Below are 17,071 nucleotides of genomic sequence, written 5' to 3' on the forward strand. Positions count from 1 at the left end.
TCGACTTCCACGCCCTGCCCACCCTAAGGCCGGCCAGAAGTGTTTAAAGACATTTCCCACACGATGCTTCCGAATCATCCGGTTGCTTAGGACTGCCGTGCTGGCTAGCATCAGGCTTTATTTTCTGGCGTACCCCCACCGACAATGTCCTCTTCGCACGCTTGGCCAAGGAATGCTGCGCAGCCTGCTCCACTGGACACCCGCATCCGCCTCGAAACCCCGGAAGGCATCGACCTGGTGTTGAGACCGGCTGGGCTGCTGTCGCGGTCACTTGCGTTCGCGTTTGACCTGCTGATTCGCGGCGTCCTGCTGGTGGGGCTGTTTTTCTTGCTCGACGCCTTCGGGGAGTTCGGCACCGGGCTGTTCGTGCTGGCGCTGTTTCTCATCAATTGGTGGTACATGGTGCTGTTCGAAGTCCTGCACCAAGGCCGCACGCCTGGCAAACAGCTCATGGGGCTGCGCGTGGTCCACGATGACGGCACGCCGGTCGGTTGGTCTGCTTCGCTGCTGCGCAATCTGTTGCGATTCGTCGACATGCTGCCCTTCGGCTACAGCGTAGGCGCGTTCGCCTGCCTTCAGCACCCCCTCTTCAAACGGCTCGGTGATCTGGCGGCAGGTACGCTGGTGATTTACCGCGACGCGTCGATTTCCCGTCCCTCACTGCCCGACGTTCCCGCCGTCGCCGCGCCCTTGATCCTGACACTTGAAGAACAGCGGGCGGTGCTGTCCTTTGCTGAACGACAGCATGACCTCTCCGCTGCTCGCGGCCAGGAACTGGCGGCGATACTCGTTCCCGTCCTGCAGATGCCCACGCACCTCCCGCCCGAACACGCCGTGACCCAGGTGAACGGCATCGCTCGCGGCCTGGCGGGTTCGGCATGAAACAGAGCCAGTTCGAACAACGCCATCAGGGTGACTGGCAACGTTTCGCGGAACGCCTGGATGCGCTGGAACGCAGTCGGCGCAAGAACGAAGCGGGCGACGGTTTCGCCGAAGCGTACCGGCAAATCTGTCAGCAACTGGCGCTGGCTCAGGAGCGTGGCTACAGCAGCTACCTGATCGACCCTTTGCAACAATTGGCGATGCGCGGGCACCAACAGCTGTACCGCCATCGCAGCCAGTTCGCTGCGCAACTGCTGAGCTTCGTGCTGGCGGACTTCCCTCGTCTGGTGCGTTCGGAGTGGCGGCTGGTCGCACTGGCGGGCGCTCTGTTCTTTGGCAGCCTGATCCTCATGGGCGTGCTGGTCTACGCCTGGCCGGACCTGATCTACAGCGTGGTCAGCCCCGCTCAAGTCGGGGAAATGGAAGGCATGTACGACCCGGCAGCGCGGCGTATCGGCCAAGCGGCGGAACGTGCATCGAGCACCGACTGGCTGATGTTCGGCTACTACATCATGCACAACATCGGCATCGCGTTTCAGACCTTCGCCAGCGGTTTGCTGTTCGGACTGGGCAGCCTGTTTTTCCTGTTCTTCAACGGCCTGATGATCGGCGCGGTCGCGGGACACCTCACCGATGTGGGCTTTGGCGAGACCTTCTGGCCGTTCGTCGTGGGTCACGGCGCCTTCGAGCTGACCGCCATCGCGCTGGCAGGTGCCGCCGGGTTGAAGCTCGGCTGGGCGTTGCTGGCGCCCGGGCCGCTGCGTCGAGGCGAAGCATTGCGAGTGGCGGCCAAAACCAGCGTGCGCCTGATCGGGGGGGTCATGCTGTTCTTGCTCATTGCCGCCTTTATAGAGGCGTACTGGTCGTCCATGACATGGCCTCAGCCCACGACCAAATACCTGGTGGGCGCTGTGCTGTGGGCGCTGGTTTCCGCTTACCTGATCTTCGCCGGACGCTCCGCCCATGCGCCTGACTGAAGCCCGCGTCGCCATACGCCCGCGCAACCCCTGGGAAGCCGTCGACCTCGGCGTGCTGTTGGCACGTGAGCATCGGCGTTTGCTGATGACGAGTTGGGCGATCGTCACGCTGCCACTCTTCGCGCTGCTGACAGCCCTGCTCTGGGATTACCCTTCCATCGCTGTCCTGCTGTTCTGGTGGTTGAAACCCGCGTACGAACGACTGCCGCTGCTGATCCTGTCACAAGCGCTGTTCGGCACGCCGCCCACCCTTAAAGAAGCGCTGAAAGCCTGGCCGCGCGCGCTTAAACCCCAACTGCTTGCCAGCCTCACCTGGCGGCGATTCAGCCTCAGTCGCAGCTTCTATCTACCGGTGCAGCAACTGGAAGGACTGGACGGTCTTCAGCGAGCACAACGCATCGCCGTGCTAGGCGAGAAAAATCTGCGTGTCGTCCGCTGCCTGACCTCCTTGGGCAGCACACTCGAAATGTGCTTCTGGATAGGTCTGATGCTGCTGTTCTATGCGCTCATCCCTCAGCAGGTCGAACTGGACTGGTCGTGGCGCAGCCTGCTGGACATTGAGGGCAACTGGAACTGGCTGGAACATTTGACCAATGGTTTCTATGCCTTGGTCTTGGTGCTGTGGGGCCCCATTTACGTGTCATGCGGTTTTACTCTCTACCTCAACCGTCGGACGACACTGGAATCCTGGGACATCGAACTGGCCTTCCGCCGCTTGCGGCAACGGGTGATCGGCAGCGCCTACGTGCTGTTGGTGGGCGTTTCTCTGGTCTTCGGTTTTTCACCCTCCCCCGCGATGGCGACCGAGCCCGTTGACGAATCGGGTTACAGCTGTCCTTTGCCGCCATTGGATCTGCCCCAGACCGAAGAACAGGTCGCAGCACCTGGCACGCCGCGACTGCTGAATCAACCACTGACCAGCGAAGCGTCGCAAGCCGCGATCAAAGCGGTGCTGGACAATCCGCCCTTCAAGAATCCAAAGGCGGTGTCGGGCTGGCGTCTGGCCGATCAAAAGCACGGCGCGAAAGCCGGCAAGAACAGCGACACCCCGCAATGGCTGGTGAAGCTGGTAATGAATCTGCTCAACATCGGCAAAACCCTGTCGACAGTGTTTCAGGTGCTGTTGTGGACATTGGTCGCGCTGATCGTCGCGTGGGTCGTCTGGCGCTATCGGGCATGGTTCGGCACCTTTGTCAGCAAGGGCAAACCCGCCCTGCGCCCTCGACGTGACGCGCCCCGGCAACTGTTTGGCCTGCAAGTGAACGTAGAAAGTCTGCCGAACGATGTTGCAGCGGCAGCGGAAAAACTCTGGGCGCAATCCCCCCGCGAAGCCCTGAGCCTGTTGTATCGCGCGCTGCTGAGCCGATTGATCAACGACTATCAATTGCCGCTGAAAAACGCCGACACGGAAAGTCAGGTGCTGGAGCGCGTGACGGCACTGAATCAGCCGCCGCTGCACGCCTTTAGCCATGAACTGACACGCCACTGGCAGAACCTCGCCTACGGCCATCAACTTCCTCCGGGCGATGTGCAGAAGACGCTCTGTGAAGACTGGCGGCGACTGTTCGCGCACGGGGTCCCATCATGAGCCGTGGCACGTGGCTGCTTGTCATCGCCGTGGTGGTGCTTGGCCTCGTCGGCGCCGCCGTGCCGCTGTTCAAGCAACTTGAACACTACGAAGAAGTCGTCGACCAAGGGCCATCGCCTGAAGTGCGTGCCAACCCTTATCTCGCCGCCGAAACGTTTCTGCGTCAGCGCGGGCTCACCGTCAGCGTCACCCAGGCGCTCACCACGCTTCCCGACATCAAGGAGAAGCCACAGACCCTGATGCTGCTGGACACCCGCGAAAAGATGACACCTGCTGAAGTGACGCGCCTGCTGACCTGGGTGCAGGCGGGAGGGCGGCTGCTGTTCGTCGCCGAACAGTTATGGGATGAGAAGAAGGGCCGAAGCGGCGACCTGCTGCTCGACCAGCTGCAGATCCGCCAGTTCATGACCCGCGATGTGCGCGAGCAGGATCGACGGCGCGAACGTGAGCAGATCAAGCCGATCATTCCGCTGACCACGCCTGACATCAAGGCGCCGGACACGCCGTGGCCAGAACTGACCCGGCTTTACGTACAAAACGAAAACGAACCGGCCTACATGAGCTTCGACCCGGCCTTCCATCTGGACGATCCTCAGGATCATGCACAGTCATGGGCCAACAGCGCCGATGCCACGCACATGCTGCAGATGGTCTACGGCAGTGGCCTGATCACGGTCCTCACCGACGCCGACCTGTGGAAAACCCGCGCCATTGGTAAATACGACAACGCCTGGCTGATGTGGTATTTGAGCCAGGACAGCGCCGTGACCCTGCTGCTGCGGACCGATCATGAAGACGTGTTCGGCCTTCTGTGGAAATACTTCCCCCAGGCGCTCTTCGCGCTGGCCCTGTGCATCGGTGCCGGGCTGTGGCACAGCGGCATGCGGCAAGGTCCATTGCTGCCGGAGCCTTCTCGTGCCCGACGTCAACTCGGCGAGCATTTACGCGCCAGCGTCGACTTCATTCTGCGGCGCAAGGGACAACATGCGTTGCTACGTGCCTTGCAGCAGGACATCCTGCGCCGCGCCCGACAACGTCATCCCGGCTTCGAAGCGCTGCCGGTGACCGAACAATGGCAATGGCTGGCACGCATCACCCGACAGCCCACCAGTGCCATCGGTCAAGCCCTGCGTCCGCGCCTTGAAGAGCGTCTGTCGAGCCCCGAATTCACCCGTCAGGTTGCCTACCTGCAAACCCTCAGGAATGCCTTATGAGCGATCATCCGACACCGCCGTCGAGCAGCGTAGACACCGTTCCGGAACATCCCGAACCCGCCGCCACTCTGGAACACGGGGAGGCGAAAACCACCGACGCGCAATTACCTCCCGCCAGCCATCCGGCGCAGCAGCGACAGCGTGCCATCCATCTTGCCCAGGCAGTCCGGCATGAACTGCAGAAAGCCGTGATCGGCCAGAATGCGGTCATCGATGACGTCCTCACGGCGTTGATCGGCGGCGGCCACGTGTTGCTCGAAGGCGTTCCCGGTCTTGGGAAGACCTTACTCGTTCGCGCCCTTGCCCGCTGCTTCGGTGGCGAGTTCGCCCGCATTCAGTTCACCCCCGACCTGATGCCCAGCGATGTCACCGGCCATGCCGTTTACGATATGCAGACCGAGCAGTTCAAGCTCCGCAAAGGGCCGCTCTTCACTAACCTGCTGCTGGCGGACGAGATCAACCGCGCCCCCGCCAAAACCCAGGCCGCGTTGCTGGAAGCCATGCAGGAGCGGCAGGTGACCCTCGAAGGTCGCGCCCTGCCTGTGCCGCAGCCGTTCATGGTGCTGGCGACACAAAACCCTATCGAACAGGAAGGCACCTACCCGCTGCCCGAAGCCGAGCTTGACCGGTTCATGCTCAAGCTGCGCATGGACTACCCCCAGGCCGAGCAGGAGCTGGACATGGTGCGCCAGGTCACGCGTTCCACCCGCTCGGACATGCTCGACGTTCAGCCCCTTCGAACCTTGATGCAGGCCAAGGACGTTCAGGCGCTGCAACGCATTGCCAGCGACTTGCCCGTTGACGAACAAGTGCTGGATTACGCCGTACGCCTGGCACGAGCCACCCGTACGTGGCCGGGTTTGACCTTGGGCGCAGGCCCGCGAGCGTCGATTGCACTGGTCCGCGGCGGTCGGGCCCGGGCCTTGCTGCGCGGCGGTGAATTCGTGATTCCCGATGACATCAAAGGCTGCGCACTGGCTGTCTTGCGCCATCGGGTCAGGCTGTCGCCGGAACTGGACATCGAAGGCCTGTCGGTGGATCAAGTGCTCAAACAGTTGCTGGATCAGGTGGCGGCGCCGCGCCAATGAAACAACTGCTCAAGCCCTCGACACGCCTGTTGTGGTGGCTGGCCGCCCTGGCCGCCGTCGCGTTGCTGCTGGGCGTGTTTCAGGCGTTGGGGCGCGGACCAGCCGCCAAGCTCGACGGGCTGTTCTGGGCAGTGTTTTGCGTGATGGGTGTGTTGATCGCGCTGGACGCCTTCTGGCTCTGGCGGCTCCCCTCGCCTCGCCTGCAACGCCACGTACCGGGCAGTCTGGCGCTGGGGCGTTGGAGCGACGTGCGCGTGGAACTCGAACACGACTTTCTGCGCAGCGTGCCACTGACCCTGTTCGACCACGGCCCTCAAGGGCCCGGCAATCAGTACGAAACCGAATATCTGCCTCAAGACATCGTTCTGCGCCCGCAGCGCAAAGCGCAATTGACCTACCGCCTTCGTCCCACCAGCCGCGGGCACTTCGCCTTCGAACGCATCGAAGTTCAGCTACGTAGCCCGCTGCGCCTTTGGCTGTCGCGACGCTATGTGCCTGTCTGCAATGCCGCCAGGGTCTACCCGGATTTTGCCCGGCTGCACAACGGCCAGTTGCTGGCAGTGGACAACTGGCTCAGTCAGATCGGTATTCGTCAGCGCCAGCGTCGGGGGTTGGGGCTGGAATTCAATCAACTGCGCGAGTTTCGAGAGGGCGACAGCCTGAGGCAGATCGACTGGAAAGCGACGGCGCGCCAACGCACGCCGATCGCCAGGGAGTACCAGGACGAGCGCGATCAGCAGATTGTCTTCCTGCTCGATTGCGGACGCCGAATGCGCAGCCAGGACGGCGAGTTGACGCATTTCGACCATGCCCTCAACGCCTGCCTGTTGCTGGGTTACGTCGCGCTTCGACAAGGTGATGCCGTCGGCGTCTCGACCTTCGCCGCTGACGCGAATCGGCATCTGTCACCGGTCAAGGGCGCGGCGCAGCTCAATGTGTTACTGAACCACGTTTACGATCTCAACAGCACCCAGCGACCTGCCGACTACAGCGCCGCCGTCCGACAGTTACTGATCCGGCAAAAGCGTCGGGCCCTGGTCGTGTTGGTGACCAACTTGCGGGATGAGGACGACGAAGAGTTGCTCGGCGCCGTCAAACAGCTGAGCCGCCATCACCGGGTGCTGATCGCCAGCCTTCGGGAAAACGTGCTGGACGAACAACGACACGCCCCCGTACAAACCTGGCAACAGGCCCTCGATTACTGCGGCACGGTGGAGTTTCTCAACGCACGCGCGAGCTTGCATGAGCGTTTGACCGCCCATGGTATTCCCGTGCTGGATGTGCGGCCCGGCGAATTGGGGCCGCAATTGGTGAGTCGCTATTTAAGCTGGAAGAAGGCAGGTACGTTATAAGCGCGCCCTGGTCAGGCCGACGCCTCCAGAGGATAAAAGCTGAAATAACGCTGCAACGCCTGAATCAAGTCGTAATACTCGGGAGGCGCAGCCTGAAGCTTGAAGCCCGAGTCGTAGACACCCGGCGTTTCATCTTCCTGACACCACAAGCAACTGGCGTTGATGTCGATGTTGTACAGCCCGTTCTTCCCGTCCGGCACTTTCAGGCGCAACTGGAAATCCGCGCCCACCAGAATGGGAAGATCGCTGATCAACATCAGGCCTTGTTCTGAAACGTTTCCCAGGCAACCCAGCGGCTTATCGGTATACCGATTGAATACCTGAAGGTAATACGGGAGCTGGTGACGCTCGATTCGTCTTTCGTTGAGCATTGGACAAAGGTCCTCGAATGACCATTGAGCATGGCCTTGCTAATGCAAAGGGGTCCGGTCGCACGTGAACGGCACAGACGACGAAACGCTCGAACCCACCTGTTCATTACAACAGGGACGTCATCTGACTCACCAGCCATAACCGAAGTCACTGATCTGATTATTCGATTTCGCGCTAACCACCGGGTTCAAGTGATCAACGCGTTCGAATATCAGAGTGCCCTTCGCCACTCCTGTGATGAAATCTTTAGGTCCCTACCGATTGCAGACTAGCTGAAGCTTTGGCAAAGGCCACCCAAAAAGAAGACCGTCTATCCAAGCGGGTGTAATTACAGTGAAGCAGGTCTCGGAATGGCGGCAGGCGCCATGTTGTCATGACCCAACTGGTGCAACGTATCAATCCGCGCTTTGGCCCGGAACGCGTATTCGCTATAGGGATACTGGGTCAGGATGAACTGATACGTTTGAATGGCATCGACGTACATTTTCTGGCGTTCAAGGCACTGTCCGCGCAGCATGGACACTTCCGGCTGCACGTACCGACGGGCGCGGCTTTCGCGGTCTACTTTCGACAGGTTGTACATCACCGCATCGCAATCGCCCTGGGCGTACGCACGGTTGGCATTGTTCAAATGGCTGTTCATCGCCCAGCGCGTACAACCGCTCAAGGCCGCCAGCGCCACTAATATCATCACGATTCGCATGAGAGTCTCCTGTGCTCAGCATTGTATCGGCGCCTCACAGAATTTCTTCAAGTGCGATTTGCTCGCCGACGGCCTGTAGAGACTGGGCCAATCGCACATTGAAGAGACAACACGTAGTGCAAAGGAACAATGACTACAGCGCAATACAGTAGTAGCCTTCCGCTGCGCTTCATTTAAGGAGTTTGTGCATGTCCGTTCGCCGCACCAAAATCGTAGCCACACTAGGCCCAGCCAGTAATTCGCCAGAAGTCATCGAGAAGCTGATTCTTGCGGGCCTGGACGTTGCCCGCCTCAACTTCTCCCACGGCACGCCCGACGAGCACAAGGCTCGCGCGAAGCTGATTCGTGACATCGCCGCCAAGAACGGCCGCTTCGTCGCGTTGCTGGGGGATTTGCAAGGCCCGAAAATTCGTATCGCCAAATTCGCCAACAAGAAGATCGAGCTGAAAGTCGGTGACAAATTCACCTTCTCCACCAGCCATCCTCTGACGGACGGCAACCAGGAAGTCGTGGGTATCGACTACCCCGATCTGGTCAAGGACTGCGGCGTAGGTGACGAACTGCTGCTCGACGACGGACGCGTGGTCATGCGTGTCGACACGCAAACCGCTGACGCCCTGCACTGCACCGTGACCATCGGTGGCCCGCTGTCGGACCACAAAGGCATCAACCGTCGCGGTGGTGGCCTGACCGCACCGGCGCTGACCGAAAAAGACAAGCAAGACATCAAGCTCGCCGCTGAAATGGACCTGGACTACCTGGCCGTTTCCTTCCCGCGCGACGCCGCTGACATGGAATACGCCCGCAAGCTGCGTGACGAGTCGGGCGGTACCGCCTGGCTGGTGGCGAAGATCGAACGCGCCGAAGCCGTTGCCAACGATGAAACCCTCGACGCCTTGATCCGCGCCAGTGACGCCGTCATGGTGGCCCGTGGTGACCTTGGCGTGGAAATCGGCGACGCCGAACTGGTGGGCATCCAGAAGAAAATCATCCTGCACGCACGTCGCCACAACAAAGCGGTGATCGTGGCCACGCAGATGATGGAATCGATGATTTCCAGCCCCATGCCGACTCGCGCCGAAGTGTCCGACGTGGCCAACGCCGTGCTCGACTACACCGACGCCGTGATGCTGTCCGCCGAAAGTGCTGCCGGTTCCTACCCTGTCGAAGCCGTCGAGGCCATGGCGCGCATCTGCGTCGGTGCCGAACGTCATCCGACCGGCAAGACCTCCAGCCACCGCATCGGTCACTCGTTCACCCGTTGCGACGAGAGCATCGCGCTGGCGGCCATGTACACCGCCAACCACTTTCCGGGCGTGAAAGCGATCATCGCGTTGACCGAAAGCGGCTACACCCCGCTGATCATGTCGCGCATCCGCTCGTCGGTGCCGATCTACGCGTTCTCCCCGCACCGTGGCACCCAGGCGCGCGCCGCCATGTTCCGTGGCGTTTATACCATTCCGTTCGACCCGGCTTCTTTGCCAGCGGGTCAGGTCAGCCAATCGGCTGTGGACGAACTGGTCAAGCGCGGTCTGGTCGAGCAAGGCGACTGGGTCATCCTGACCAAGGGTGACAGCTACCACACCATCGGTGGCACCAATGGCATGAAGATCCTGCACGTTGGTGACCCGATCGTGTAAGACGCCGCTGCCATGAAAAAGCCCTACCTGTGTGATGCAGGTGGGGCTTTTTTATGCCGCAGATTCTGTAGCTACACGACTTGCCGGCGTCAACGATCTTGCGGAGGCCACGGCCAGCGAGCTGTGCTCGCAGCGTTACGACTCAAGCCTTTTCGAGAAACACATCCGCCAGCAACTGCCCGCGTGGCAAACCGGCGATGAACAGGCGTTTGGAGAACAGCTCGACGCTGGCGGGCGATCCGCAAACCAGGGCAACGGTTTGTCGTGAGCCGAGGCGCATGCCTGCAAGCGTGGTTTGAGCCTGCTCGGCATTGACCAGCTCAACCTGTATCTGGCTATGTTCCTGCGCAAGAGCCTCAAGCGCGTCAGCAAAATAATGCTCACGCGCCACGTGCATGACCCGAATCGGCCCTTGATGCCCGGCGTTCAACGCTTCGCGCAAAATCCCCCACAAAGGCCCCAACCCGGTCCCGGCAGCAAATAGCCAGAGCGGCCGTGCTTGCCAGTCAGGGTCGTAGTGCAAGGCCCCACCCCGCAGTTCGCCCAGTCGGATGACGTCGCCCGGCATCAGGGTGCGAGCAACGTCAGCGAAAGCGCCGGGTTTGCTGCAATCGATATGAAACTCCAGCGCAGCGTCGTCTCCCGGCACACTCGCCAGCGAATAAGGGCGCGCAATGCCGCTCGCGGTCCACAGCACCAGATGCTGCCCGGCGCGATAGCGCAAAGGCCGCTCGGGTTCAAGGCGAAGGCGCAGGATCGAGGGGCTTAACCAGTCCGCCCCGCTGACCCGAGCCGGTGAACCGTCGCGTTTCGGGTCGAAGATTTCAACGTCCAGATCGTCCACGACCCGACACTGACACGCCAGACGCCAGCCCTGCTCGCGCTTGCGGGCGTCCAGCGCCTCAGGCAAAGCATCCTGCGGCTCACCGCGAAGACAACGCACGAGACAGGCGTGACAACTGCCCGCCCGACAGCTGTAAGGAACGGACAGCCCTGCCTGATTCAGCGAGTCGAGCAAATTGCTCCCCGAGGCGACCGACCACTGTCGATCTCCCGCACGCAGATCAGGCATCAACAGATTCCCATGCGCCATGGCAACGGTTTCGACCCTGATGCTTGGCGCGATAGAGCGCCTGATCGGCACGCTGCAAGGCGCTGTCCATATCATCATCGCGCTCGACGAGGGTCATGCCGACCGAGAGGCTCAGTTCCAGTCCTGGCAACTCGGGAATGACCACCTGTTCGAACGCCAAACGTACGCGCTCACAGCATTCGACCAACTGGGCCCGAGTGCAGCGGGGAATCAACAACACGAACTCTTCGCCACCGTAGCGGGCCAGAATGTCATCTGCGCGCAGGCATTCCGTCGCGGTAGCCGCGAACACCTGCAACACCCGGTCGCCTGCGGCATGGCCCAACACGTCGTTGACCCGCTTGAAATGATCCATGTCGATCAAGGCCAACCCTTCCGTGTACGAACCGTCCATCGTTTCCAGCTCTCGGGTGGCCAGACGCAGAAAGTGACGCCGATTGAACAAATTGGTCAGTTCATCGGTGGATGCCAGCTCTTCCAGCTGAAACATCATCCCGCGCAAGGTCTCCTGGTGGGCCTGCAAGGTGATGCGGTGTTGATGCATGCGTTGCCGCGAACTCTGCACGAAACGCGCATACAGGCACAGCCACGCCAGCACGATGAACAACGCACAGGCTTGCAAGGCCGCCAGGCCTGGATCGGCCAGGTCATCCTGAAAGGCGTCCCACAGGTTGAGCCCGATGAAGCCCGTCAAGGCGAGGACGGCGCAACGAGTGAAGACCTTCGGCGGCAGATGAAACAGGCCGAACAGCAGCACCAGTACGTAGAGCACCAGAAACGTGCCCCGGGCCGGGCCGAGATGCGCCAACAGAAAGGTTTGCCAGCCCAACCCCATCAGCACTTGGAACTCGGTCAGGCTGGGGTCTTTGAAGCGTTTGTTGTACTCGCCGAAAAATACCAGGCTCATGACGCCCTGTGACAGCAGCACCAGGACCGTGGCAAGCCAAAGGCTGAAGAAATTGGCCTCGTAGTAACCCGCGCAATACGCCACCCAGACCAGCGCGATCAGCAACACATACGTGCCTGCGGCCAATGCAAAACGCTTGAACCGCAGGCGCTGGATAGATCCGTCTATATGAGGTTGGTTCATCATGGGGTGAAGGTCGTCCTGTCCGGCAAGGTCAATCTGCGGCGCACCGCTGGCCGGTCGTGCCTACCATGGAAAACGGCAGGCATCTCAATCGTCTGGCAAGGCTTCCAATGTAGAGGAAACGGGAACGTTCGCCAATGTGTCCGGTGTGGATGTTGATGGCGTTCAGCAGTCAGGGCAATGCGCGGCGTGCGCCGGAGCACAAAAAAGGGTCGCAGCCTGCGCAGGGCGCATATGAAATATCCGGTGATAATGCCTGCACCCCGATATAAATATGTATATCACTGAGCAGGCGCCTCCCTGCCTATTCTGTAGTCACCTCAACAACCATGGATGGTTAACGGCATGACTCCAGCAAACGACACAAACTGGCTCACTGGTTTCAAAGTTCGTATTACCAACAGCTCGAACAAAGTATTCAACAATGGCTTTCAGCAACTGCAGATCTCGGTCAGCGTCACGCCCAAAGCGGGGCAGAAAGTCACTGAGGAGCAACTGAACAGTATCCGGCTGGTCATTTTGGACGATGACGGTCACTACAAGGAACTCGAAGGCGATTTGAGCGCTTCCAATGAACGTGACGAGCGATTCGAATACTTTCCAGGCGGTAGGTCTTTCAGGAAGCTGGAGCTTGAGTCGGGCACGTTTCGCAGGAAAATCTACGTGTCATCGACTCGCCCCGCTGGCACACATGACACCCTTTATGCGCGCATCAGCAAGGACGACGAGACTCACTACGTCACGGGCACCAGCCGGTTCAACTCCGAAGTGCTCATTGAAACGGTCGCGCGTCCACGGCTGACACGCGAGGATTTCACGTTCTGGGGCGACGACACGCTCAATGTGACCCTGGATGGCGTTGCCGCCGACTTCGATATTTACCATCTGAGATTCAAGGATCAGCAGTACAGAATCGTCGACTCCATCGCCCACGGCGTCGCCAGTGGCCAGGCTTATTACAGTAAAAGTATCGATGTCACACCGCCCCCCTCTTTCTCCGGGCCCATTCATGCGCACCGGCGCCGCTACAAAACCTACTACCACGTTGCTTTTGAAGTGGGGCCTGAAGCCAGCCTGATCTATAGAGGCACCCGTATTGCCGTCAACAAAACTGCAGGCACCATGAATTTTGTACGGCTTAAGTTGATCGGTGAAGACCGCCCGACCTCCTTGAGGAATAGCGGCAGCCGTTGGGGCTTGCTCGATCAATACGGCAATCACTATCAAATCGATATGACTCAAAAAGGCGACGGCAACCTGCTTGACTTTACAGTCGCGAGTTAAGCCCGACTTCATCGCATTCAGGACGTGTCATCTCTCACAAGCATGGCGCGCGCTGGGCGCAAGAACTCCATGAGCGCCTGTGTCATTTCTCACTGTTCACACTGACTGCTCAGCAGTCGTCTTCAATAACCAAGGAAGGTTAAAAATGAACCCTGCAAACGATACCCATTGGATTACCCGATTCGACGTCAAAGTCAGCTCGAACTCGAACAAGGTCTTTGGCAATGGACGCCATCAACTTGAAGTGTCCGTGAGCCTCACCCCCAAAGCTGGCGTGATCATCTCTGAAGAGCAACTGGACAGCATTCGCCTGGTCACACTCGATGACGATGGCCAGTATCAGGAACTGAGCGGCGAACTGCAGATGTCCACCGAGCGTGACAAACGCTTTGAATATTATGCAGACACCGGCCTGGCCCCAAGTGCATTGCTTGAAGCCAACTCACGACGTCGCAGATTCTACGTTTCATCGACCCGATCCGGTGGTTCTCTGGACGTGGTCTATGCCGCGATCAGTAAGGATGACGAAACGCAATACGTCAGCCATACCAGCAAGTTCAACTCGTCCGTCACCCTGGAGACCCTGACGCCTCTGCGGCTGAACCGCGATGATTTTGCATTTGAGGTTGAAGACAATTACGAACACACCGTCAATGCCACCGACTGGGACTATGACGTCTATCAGCTGTATCTAAAAGGCCGCAATCTGCGACTGGTCGCGTCAATCCCTTATGGCCCTGGATCAGGCAACCCTTACTATCAGGAAACGATAGAAGATAACGGCTGGTTCGCCGACGGTGAACCCAGAAGTTATACCCACCTGGCTTTCGAGGTCAGTGACCGCAGAAAATTCAAGGCCCCCACCACCAACCTCTCCGTACACCGGCGCCCCGGCAGCATGGTCTTTATCCGAATCAAGACCTTTGGCCCCGTGACACTAGGTGGCGTGCAAAACGCGACTTCCCGGTGGGGCCTTCTTGATCAGTATGGCAATGAACACACCATTGAAATGACCCAGGCAAGCAATGGAAATCTTATTGACTTCATTGTGATCTGATCATTTTAAGTTCAGGAACGCGTGCGTGCCTCTCCTGTTGCGGAGCACGCACGCCCCCAACTTTCAAGCCGACTTCAAAGTGACCAGAATATGTCTCTAGATACATTGCACACCCAAGCCACGAATTTCATGGACTTTATCAAAACCGGTGTCGATGCTCGCACCGGCCAATTCACATTGGCGTTTAAACTGCCGTTGATCCCCGCCAATCATCTCGCCGGCCCTGCCTTGTCGCCCACCCTGTCCTTCGGTGTGCTGGGTTCCACCCGCAATCGGGGCTATGGATTTGGCTGGTCTCTGGACCTGAGCGAAATCAACCTCCATCAGGATGCGCCCACGTTGAGCCTTTCATCAGGCGAGCGTTTCGCCATTGACATGGAAAGATCCGACCTCTCTGCCGGCAGCGAGCTGGTGCTGCTCGATGCCAAGATCAAGTCCATGGTCGTGACCTGTGAGAGCGAGAGCGTTTTTCGGATCGATCATAAAACCGGTCAAACCGAATTCCTGACACAGCAACAGGACAGCTCGCGCTTTCTGGTCAGCGAAATCCGCAGCCCCGAAGGTCGCCGCCTGTTCGTGGAGTGGTCGGCGTTCGCCAACGAAGACTTCATCCTCGACCGCATCCGCGACGAGTCCCGCACCTTGCTGCAGGTCGAAAGTGACGAGGGTGAGGTGCGCTTCATCGTGCCGGAGTCCGAAGCCCGGACCCTGCGTCTGCAACTGGCCAACGACACGCTGAGCGATGTGTATTTGCCAGGCATCGAGGTGCCGTTTGGCATCGAATACGAGCATCACGCCCTGGACGATCAGAACCACCTGCTGCTCCCTACAGCACTCACCAGCCCGTTGGGCGCCTCGGACGCCGTGACCTGGGCCACGGGAGAGTTCGGTCATCAGCTTCCAGAGGGCGCGCCTTTTGCCGTTCTGCCTCGTGTCGCCGAGTGGAAACACTCAGCCGGGAACCCCGATACCGAGCTGACCCGCAGTTATGAGTGGTCCAGCGCGCATAACTATCTGGGTTATGGCAGCGATCAGGCATTCGACTGGCAACAGGGCCGGGACAACCTCTACGAGGTCGAACAGGATTACGATTACGAGGTGGTGGAAACCCAGACCGATCCCGACGGCAATACCCTCTCGACCATCACCCGCACCTGGAACCGTTTCCACCTGCTGACCTCGGAGGTCGTCAAACGGGGACAGTGCGAAGTCCACACGCAAACCACCTTCGGCATCGAGCCCGACACACACTGGGCCGACCAACCGGCGTGGTGCCAACTGCCTCACGCACAGACCGTCACGCATACCGATGAACACGGCGCGCAACGCAGCGCAACGACTGAGTACCGCTACGATGAATCCGGCAATCTGGTGTTTACCCGCTCACCCGCAGGCGTCGAAGAGCACAGCGAATATTATCCGGCCGAAGGCGCTGAGGGTTGCCCAGCCAATGCATTGGGCATGGTCCGGTACCTCAAGAAGAAAACCGTAAAACCCGCACCACTCGAAGATGGAGGTCATGGCGGCGCGAGCGAAGTCTCCACGGCCTACACATACACCTCGCTGAATTCGCTGATCGAAGGCGAACCGGCTCTCGTGCTGGTGGAAAGCGAGCACACCCGTGACGAGACCCTTGCGCGACTGATGGAAACCACCGTGCAGACCTACGTCTCGGAAGGCGATGGTTACGCGCGACTGAAACGCACCGTAACGACACTCAACGACAAAGCCACCACAACCCACTATCGCTACGAAATGACCGGCGATGAACTGAGCACACATGTCAGCATCACAGGCTTCGAAGAGACAGAAACCGTGCGCCAGAGCCAGGACAGCGCACGCTCCCTGACGACTGGGCAAATGACCCGGGACCGCTCTCTGGCGGGCGTGCTGAGCCGTTATGAGTACGACGAACTGGGGCGCGTCACACTGGCGGTTACCGCCGACGACAGCCGCTATAAAGCCACGCGTACCACCACCTATCACGTCGGTGACAAGGTCGCGTTGGCCGCACGAACCGGTGACGAAAAACCGGTCATGATCGAACACACCCATGCCACCGGACAACGCCGCCGCCAGTGGCTCGATGGAGAAGGCCGCACCGTTCGGGTCGAACTGGAAGACCTCGACCATGCGCCGGGTGAATTTCGGGAGATCGTACGCACGGTGTTTGATGTCGAGGGCCGAGTGATCAGCGAAACCCAGACCGACTGGCTACGCGATGAAAACGATCCCGCCTCGGTGACCGCGCTGTCTCTCACCACGACCACCGAGTACGACGACTGGTGCCAGACCTGCTGCGTTACGACACCCGATGGTGTGCAAACGCGCACCGAACATAATCCGGCGAAACTGACCATCAAACAGTGGCAGGCGAATGGCGACACAAAGGGGCCAAGCAAGGTCAGCCTCTTCAACGCCGCGGGCAGCGTGATTCAGGAACAGCTCTATGACACGGGCGATACGCTGATCCGCACCACACGGTGGGCTCGGGACGGACTGGACAGAGTGTTCGAGACTCGCCTTCAGATCGAAGGTGAAGACGACCGTGTCACCCTCCAACGCCTCGACTTCTACGGTCGTCTCCTTGAGCAGACGCTGCCAGATGGCACGGTCGTCAACTGGACCTACGCGCAGCATAGCGATGATAACCATCCAGAGTCCGTTGCCGTGACCGCGCCGGAGGCGTGAGCGGAATCGACATCCCTTTACGTTCAGTCGGGGAGGTGCC

14 protein-coding genes are annotated in these 17,071 nt (G+C 59.8%); 10 read left to right on the forward strand and 4 right to left on the reverse strand.

Annotation, left to right across the window (positions count from 1 at the left end):
• Nucleotides 1-144: 144 nt before the first annotated feature.
• The 6 genes from ACWKWE_RS08945 to ACWKWE_RS08970 are packed head-to-tail and all read left to right on the forward strand — an operon-like array spanning nt 145 to nt 7,101.
• The gene (locus ACWKWE_RS08945; RefSeq protein WP_483850300.1) at nt 145-882 is read left to right on the forward strand and encodes an RDD family protein; all 738 of its coding nucleotides are present in this window, start codon (nt 145-147) and stop codon (nt 880-882) included.
• Nucleotides 879-1,859, forward strand: coding sequence for a stage II sporulation protein M (locus ACWKWE_RS08950; protein ID WP_483850301.1), 981 nt, complete (start codon nt 879-881; stop codon nt 1,857-1,859). The genes ACWKWE_RS08945 and ACWKWE_RS08950 overlap by 4 nt, the downstream gene beginning before the upstream one ends.
• Nucleotides 1,846-3,447, forward strand: coding sequence for a DUF4129 domain-containing protein (locus ACWKWE_RS08955; RefSeq protein WP_483850302.1), 1,602 nt, complete (start codon nt 1,846-1,848; stop codon nt 3,445-3,447). The genes ACWKWE_RS08950 and ACWKWE_RS08955 overlap by 14 nt, the downstream gene beginning before the upstream one ends.
• Nucleotides 3,444-4,661, forward strand: a complete 1,218-nt coding sequence (locus ACWKWE_RS08960) for a DUF4350 domain-containing protein (RefSeq protein WP_483850303.1) — start codon at nt 3,444-3,446, stop codon at nt 4,659-4,661. Before ACWKWE_RS08955 ends, ACWKWE_RS08960 begins: the two co-directional genes overlap by 4 nt.
• The gene (locus ACWKWE_RS08965; protein WP_483850304.1) at nt 4,658-5,749 is read left to right on the forward strand and encodes an AAA family ATPase; all 1,092 of its coding nucleotides are present in this window, start codon (nt 4,658-4,660) and stop codon (nt 5,747-5,749) included. Before ACWKWE_RS08960 ends, ACWKWE_RS08965 begins: the two co-directional genes overlap by 4 nt.
• Nucleotides 5,746-7,101: a DUF58 domain-containing protein gene (locus ACWKWE_RS08970; protein ID WP_166596545.1), complete on the forward strand. Its 1,356-nt coding sequence runs from the start codon at nt 5,746-5,748 to the stop codon at nt 7,099-7,101. Before ACWKWE_RS08965 ends, ACWKWE_RS08970 begins: the two co-directional genes overlap by 4 nt.
• 11 nt (nt 7,102-7,112) lie before the next feature.
• Here ACWKWE_RS08970 and ACWKWE_RS08975 read toward each other — a convergent pair whose 3' ends face one another.
• Nucleotides 7,113-7,472, reverse strand: coding sequence for a PilZ domain-containing protein (locus ACWKWE_RS08975; RefSeq protein ID WP_166596544.1), 360 nt, complete (start codon nt 7,470-7,472; stop codon nt 7,113-7,115).
• 329 nt (nt 7,473-7,801) lie between these two features.
• Nucleotides 7,802-8,176: a tetratricopeptide repeat protein gene (locus tag ACWKWE_RS08980; protein ID WP_166596543.1), complete on the reverse strand. Its 375-nt coding sequence runs from the start codon at nt 8,174-8,176 to the stop codon at nt 7,802-7,804.
• Nucleotides 8,177-8,364: 188 nt separating this feature from the next.
• Here ACWKWE_RS08980 and pyk point away from each other — a divergent pair, with 188 nt between their 5' ends.
• Complete coding sequence (gene pyk, locus ACWKWE_RS08985) at nt 8,365-9,816, forward strand: pyruvate kinase (protein ID WP_166596542.1); 1,452 nt, start codon at nt 8,365-8,367, stop codon at nt 9,814-9,816.
• Between the two features lie 142 nt (nt 9,817-9,958).
• On the opposite strand, the gene ACWKWE_RS08990 is transcribed toward pyk, so the two are convergent.
• Nucleotides 9,959-10,888: an iron-sulfur-binding ferredoxin reductase gene (locus ACWKWE_RS08990; RefSeq protein ID WP_483850305.1), complete on the reverse strand. Its 930-nt coding sequence runs from the start codon at nt 10,886-10,888 to the stop codon at nt 9,959-9,961.
• Nucleotides 10,881-12,002 (reverse strand): GGDEF domain-containing protein, encoded by a 1,122-nt coding sequence (locus tag ACWKWE_RS08995; RefSeq protein WP_483850306.1) that lies wholly within the window; start codon nt 12,000-12,002, stop codon nt 10,881-10,883. Before ACWKWE_RS08995 ends, ACWKWE_RS08990 begins: the two co-directional genes overlap by 8 nt.
• Before the next feature lie 342 nt (nt 12,003-12,344).
• On the opposite strand from ACWKWE_RS08995, the gene ACWKWE_RS09000 reads away from it, so the two are divergent.
• The 3 genes from ACWKWE_RS09000 (at nt 12,345) to ACWKWE_RS09010 (ending at nt 17,031) form a co-directional block, all read left to right on the forward strand.
• Complete coding sequence (locus tag ACWKWE_RS09000; RefSeq protein WP_483850307.1) at nt 12,345-13,283, forward strand: hypothetical protein; 939 nt, start codon at nt 12,345-12,347, stop codon at nt 13,281-13,283.
• Nucleotides 13,284-13,428: 145 nt separating this feature from the next.
• The gene (locus ACWKWE_RS09005; RefSeq protein ID WP_483850308.1) at nt 13,429-14,340 is read left to right on the forward strand and encodes a hypothetical protein; all 912 of its coding nucleotides are present in this window, start codon (nt 13,429-13,431) and stop codon (nt 14,338-14,340) included.
• A gap of 129 nt (nt 14,341-14,469) precedes the next feature.
• Nucleotides 14,470-17,031, forward strand: coding sequence for an RHS repeat domain-containing protein (locus ACWKWE_RS09010; protein WP_483850309.1), 2,562 nt, complete (start codon nt 14,470-14,472; stop codon nt 17,029-17,031).
• Nucleotides 17,032-17,071 lie beyond the last annotated feature (40 nt).

The sequence above is a fragment of the Pseudomonas salicis genome (assembly GCF_057128705.1).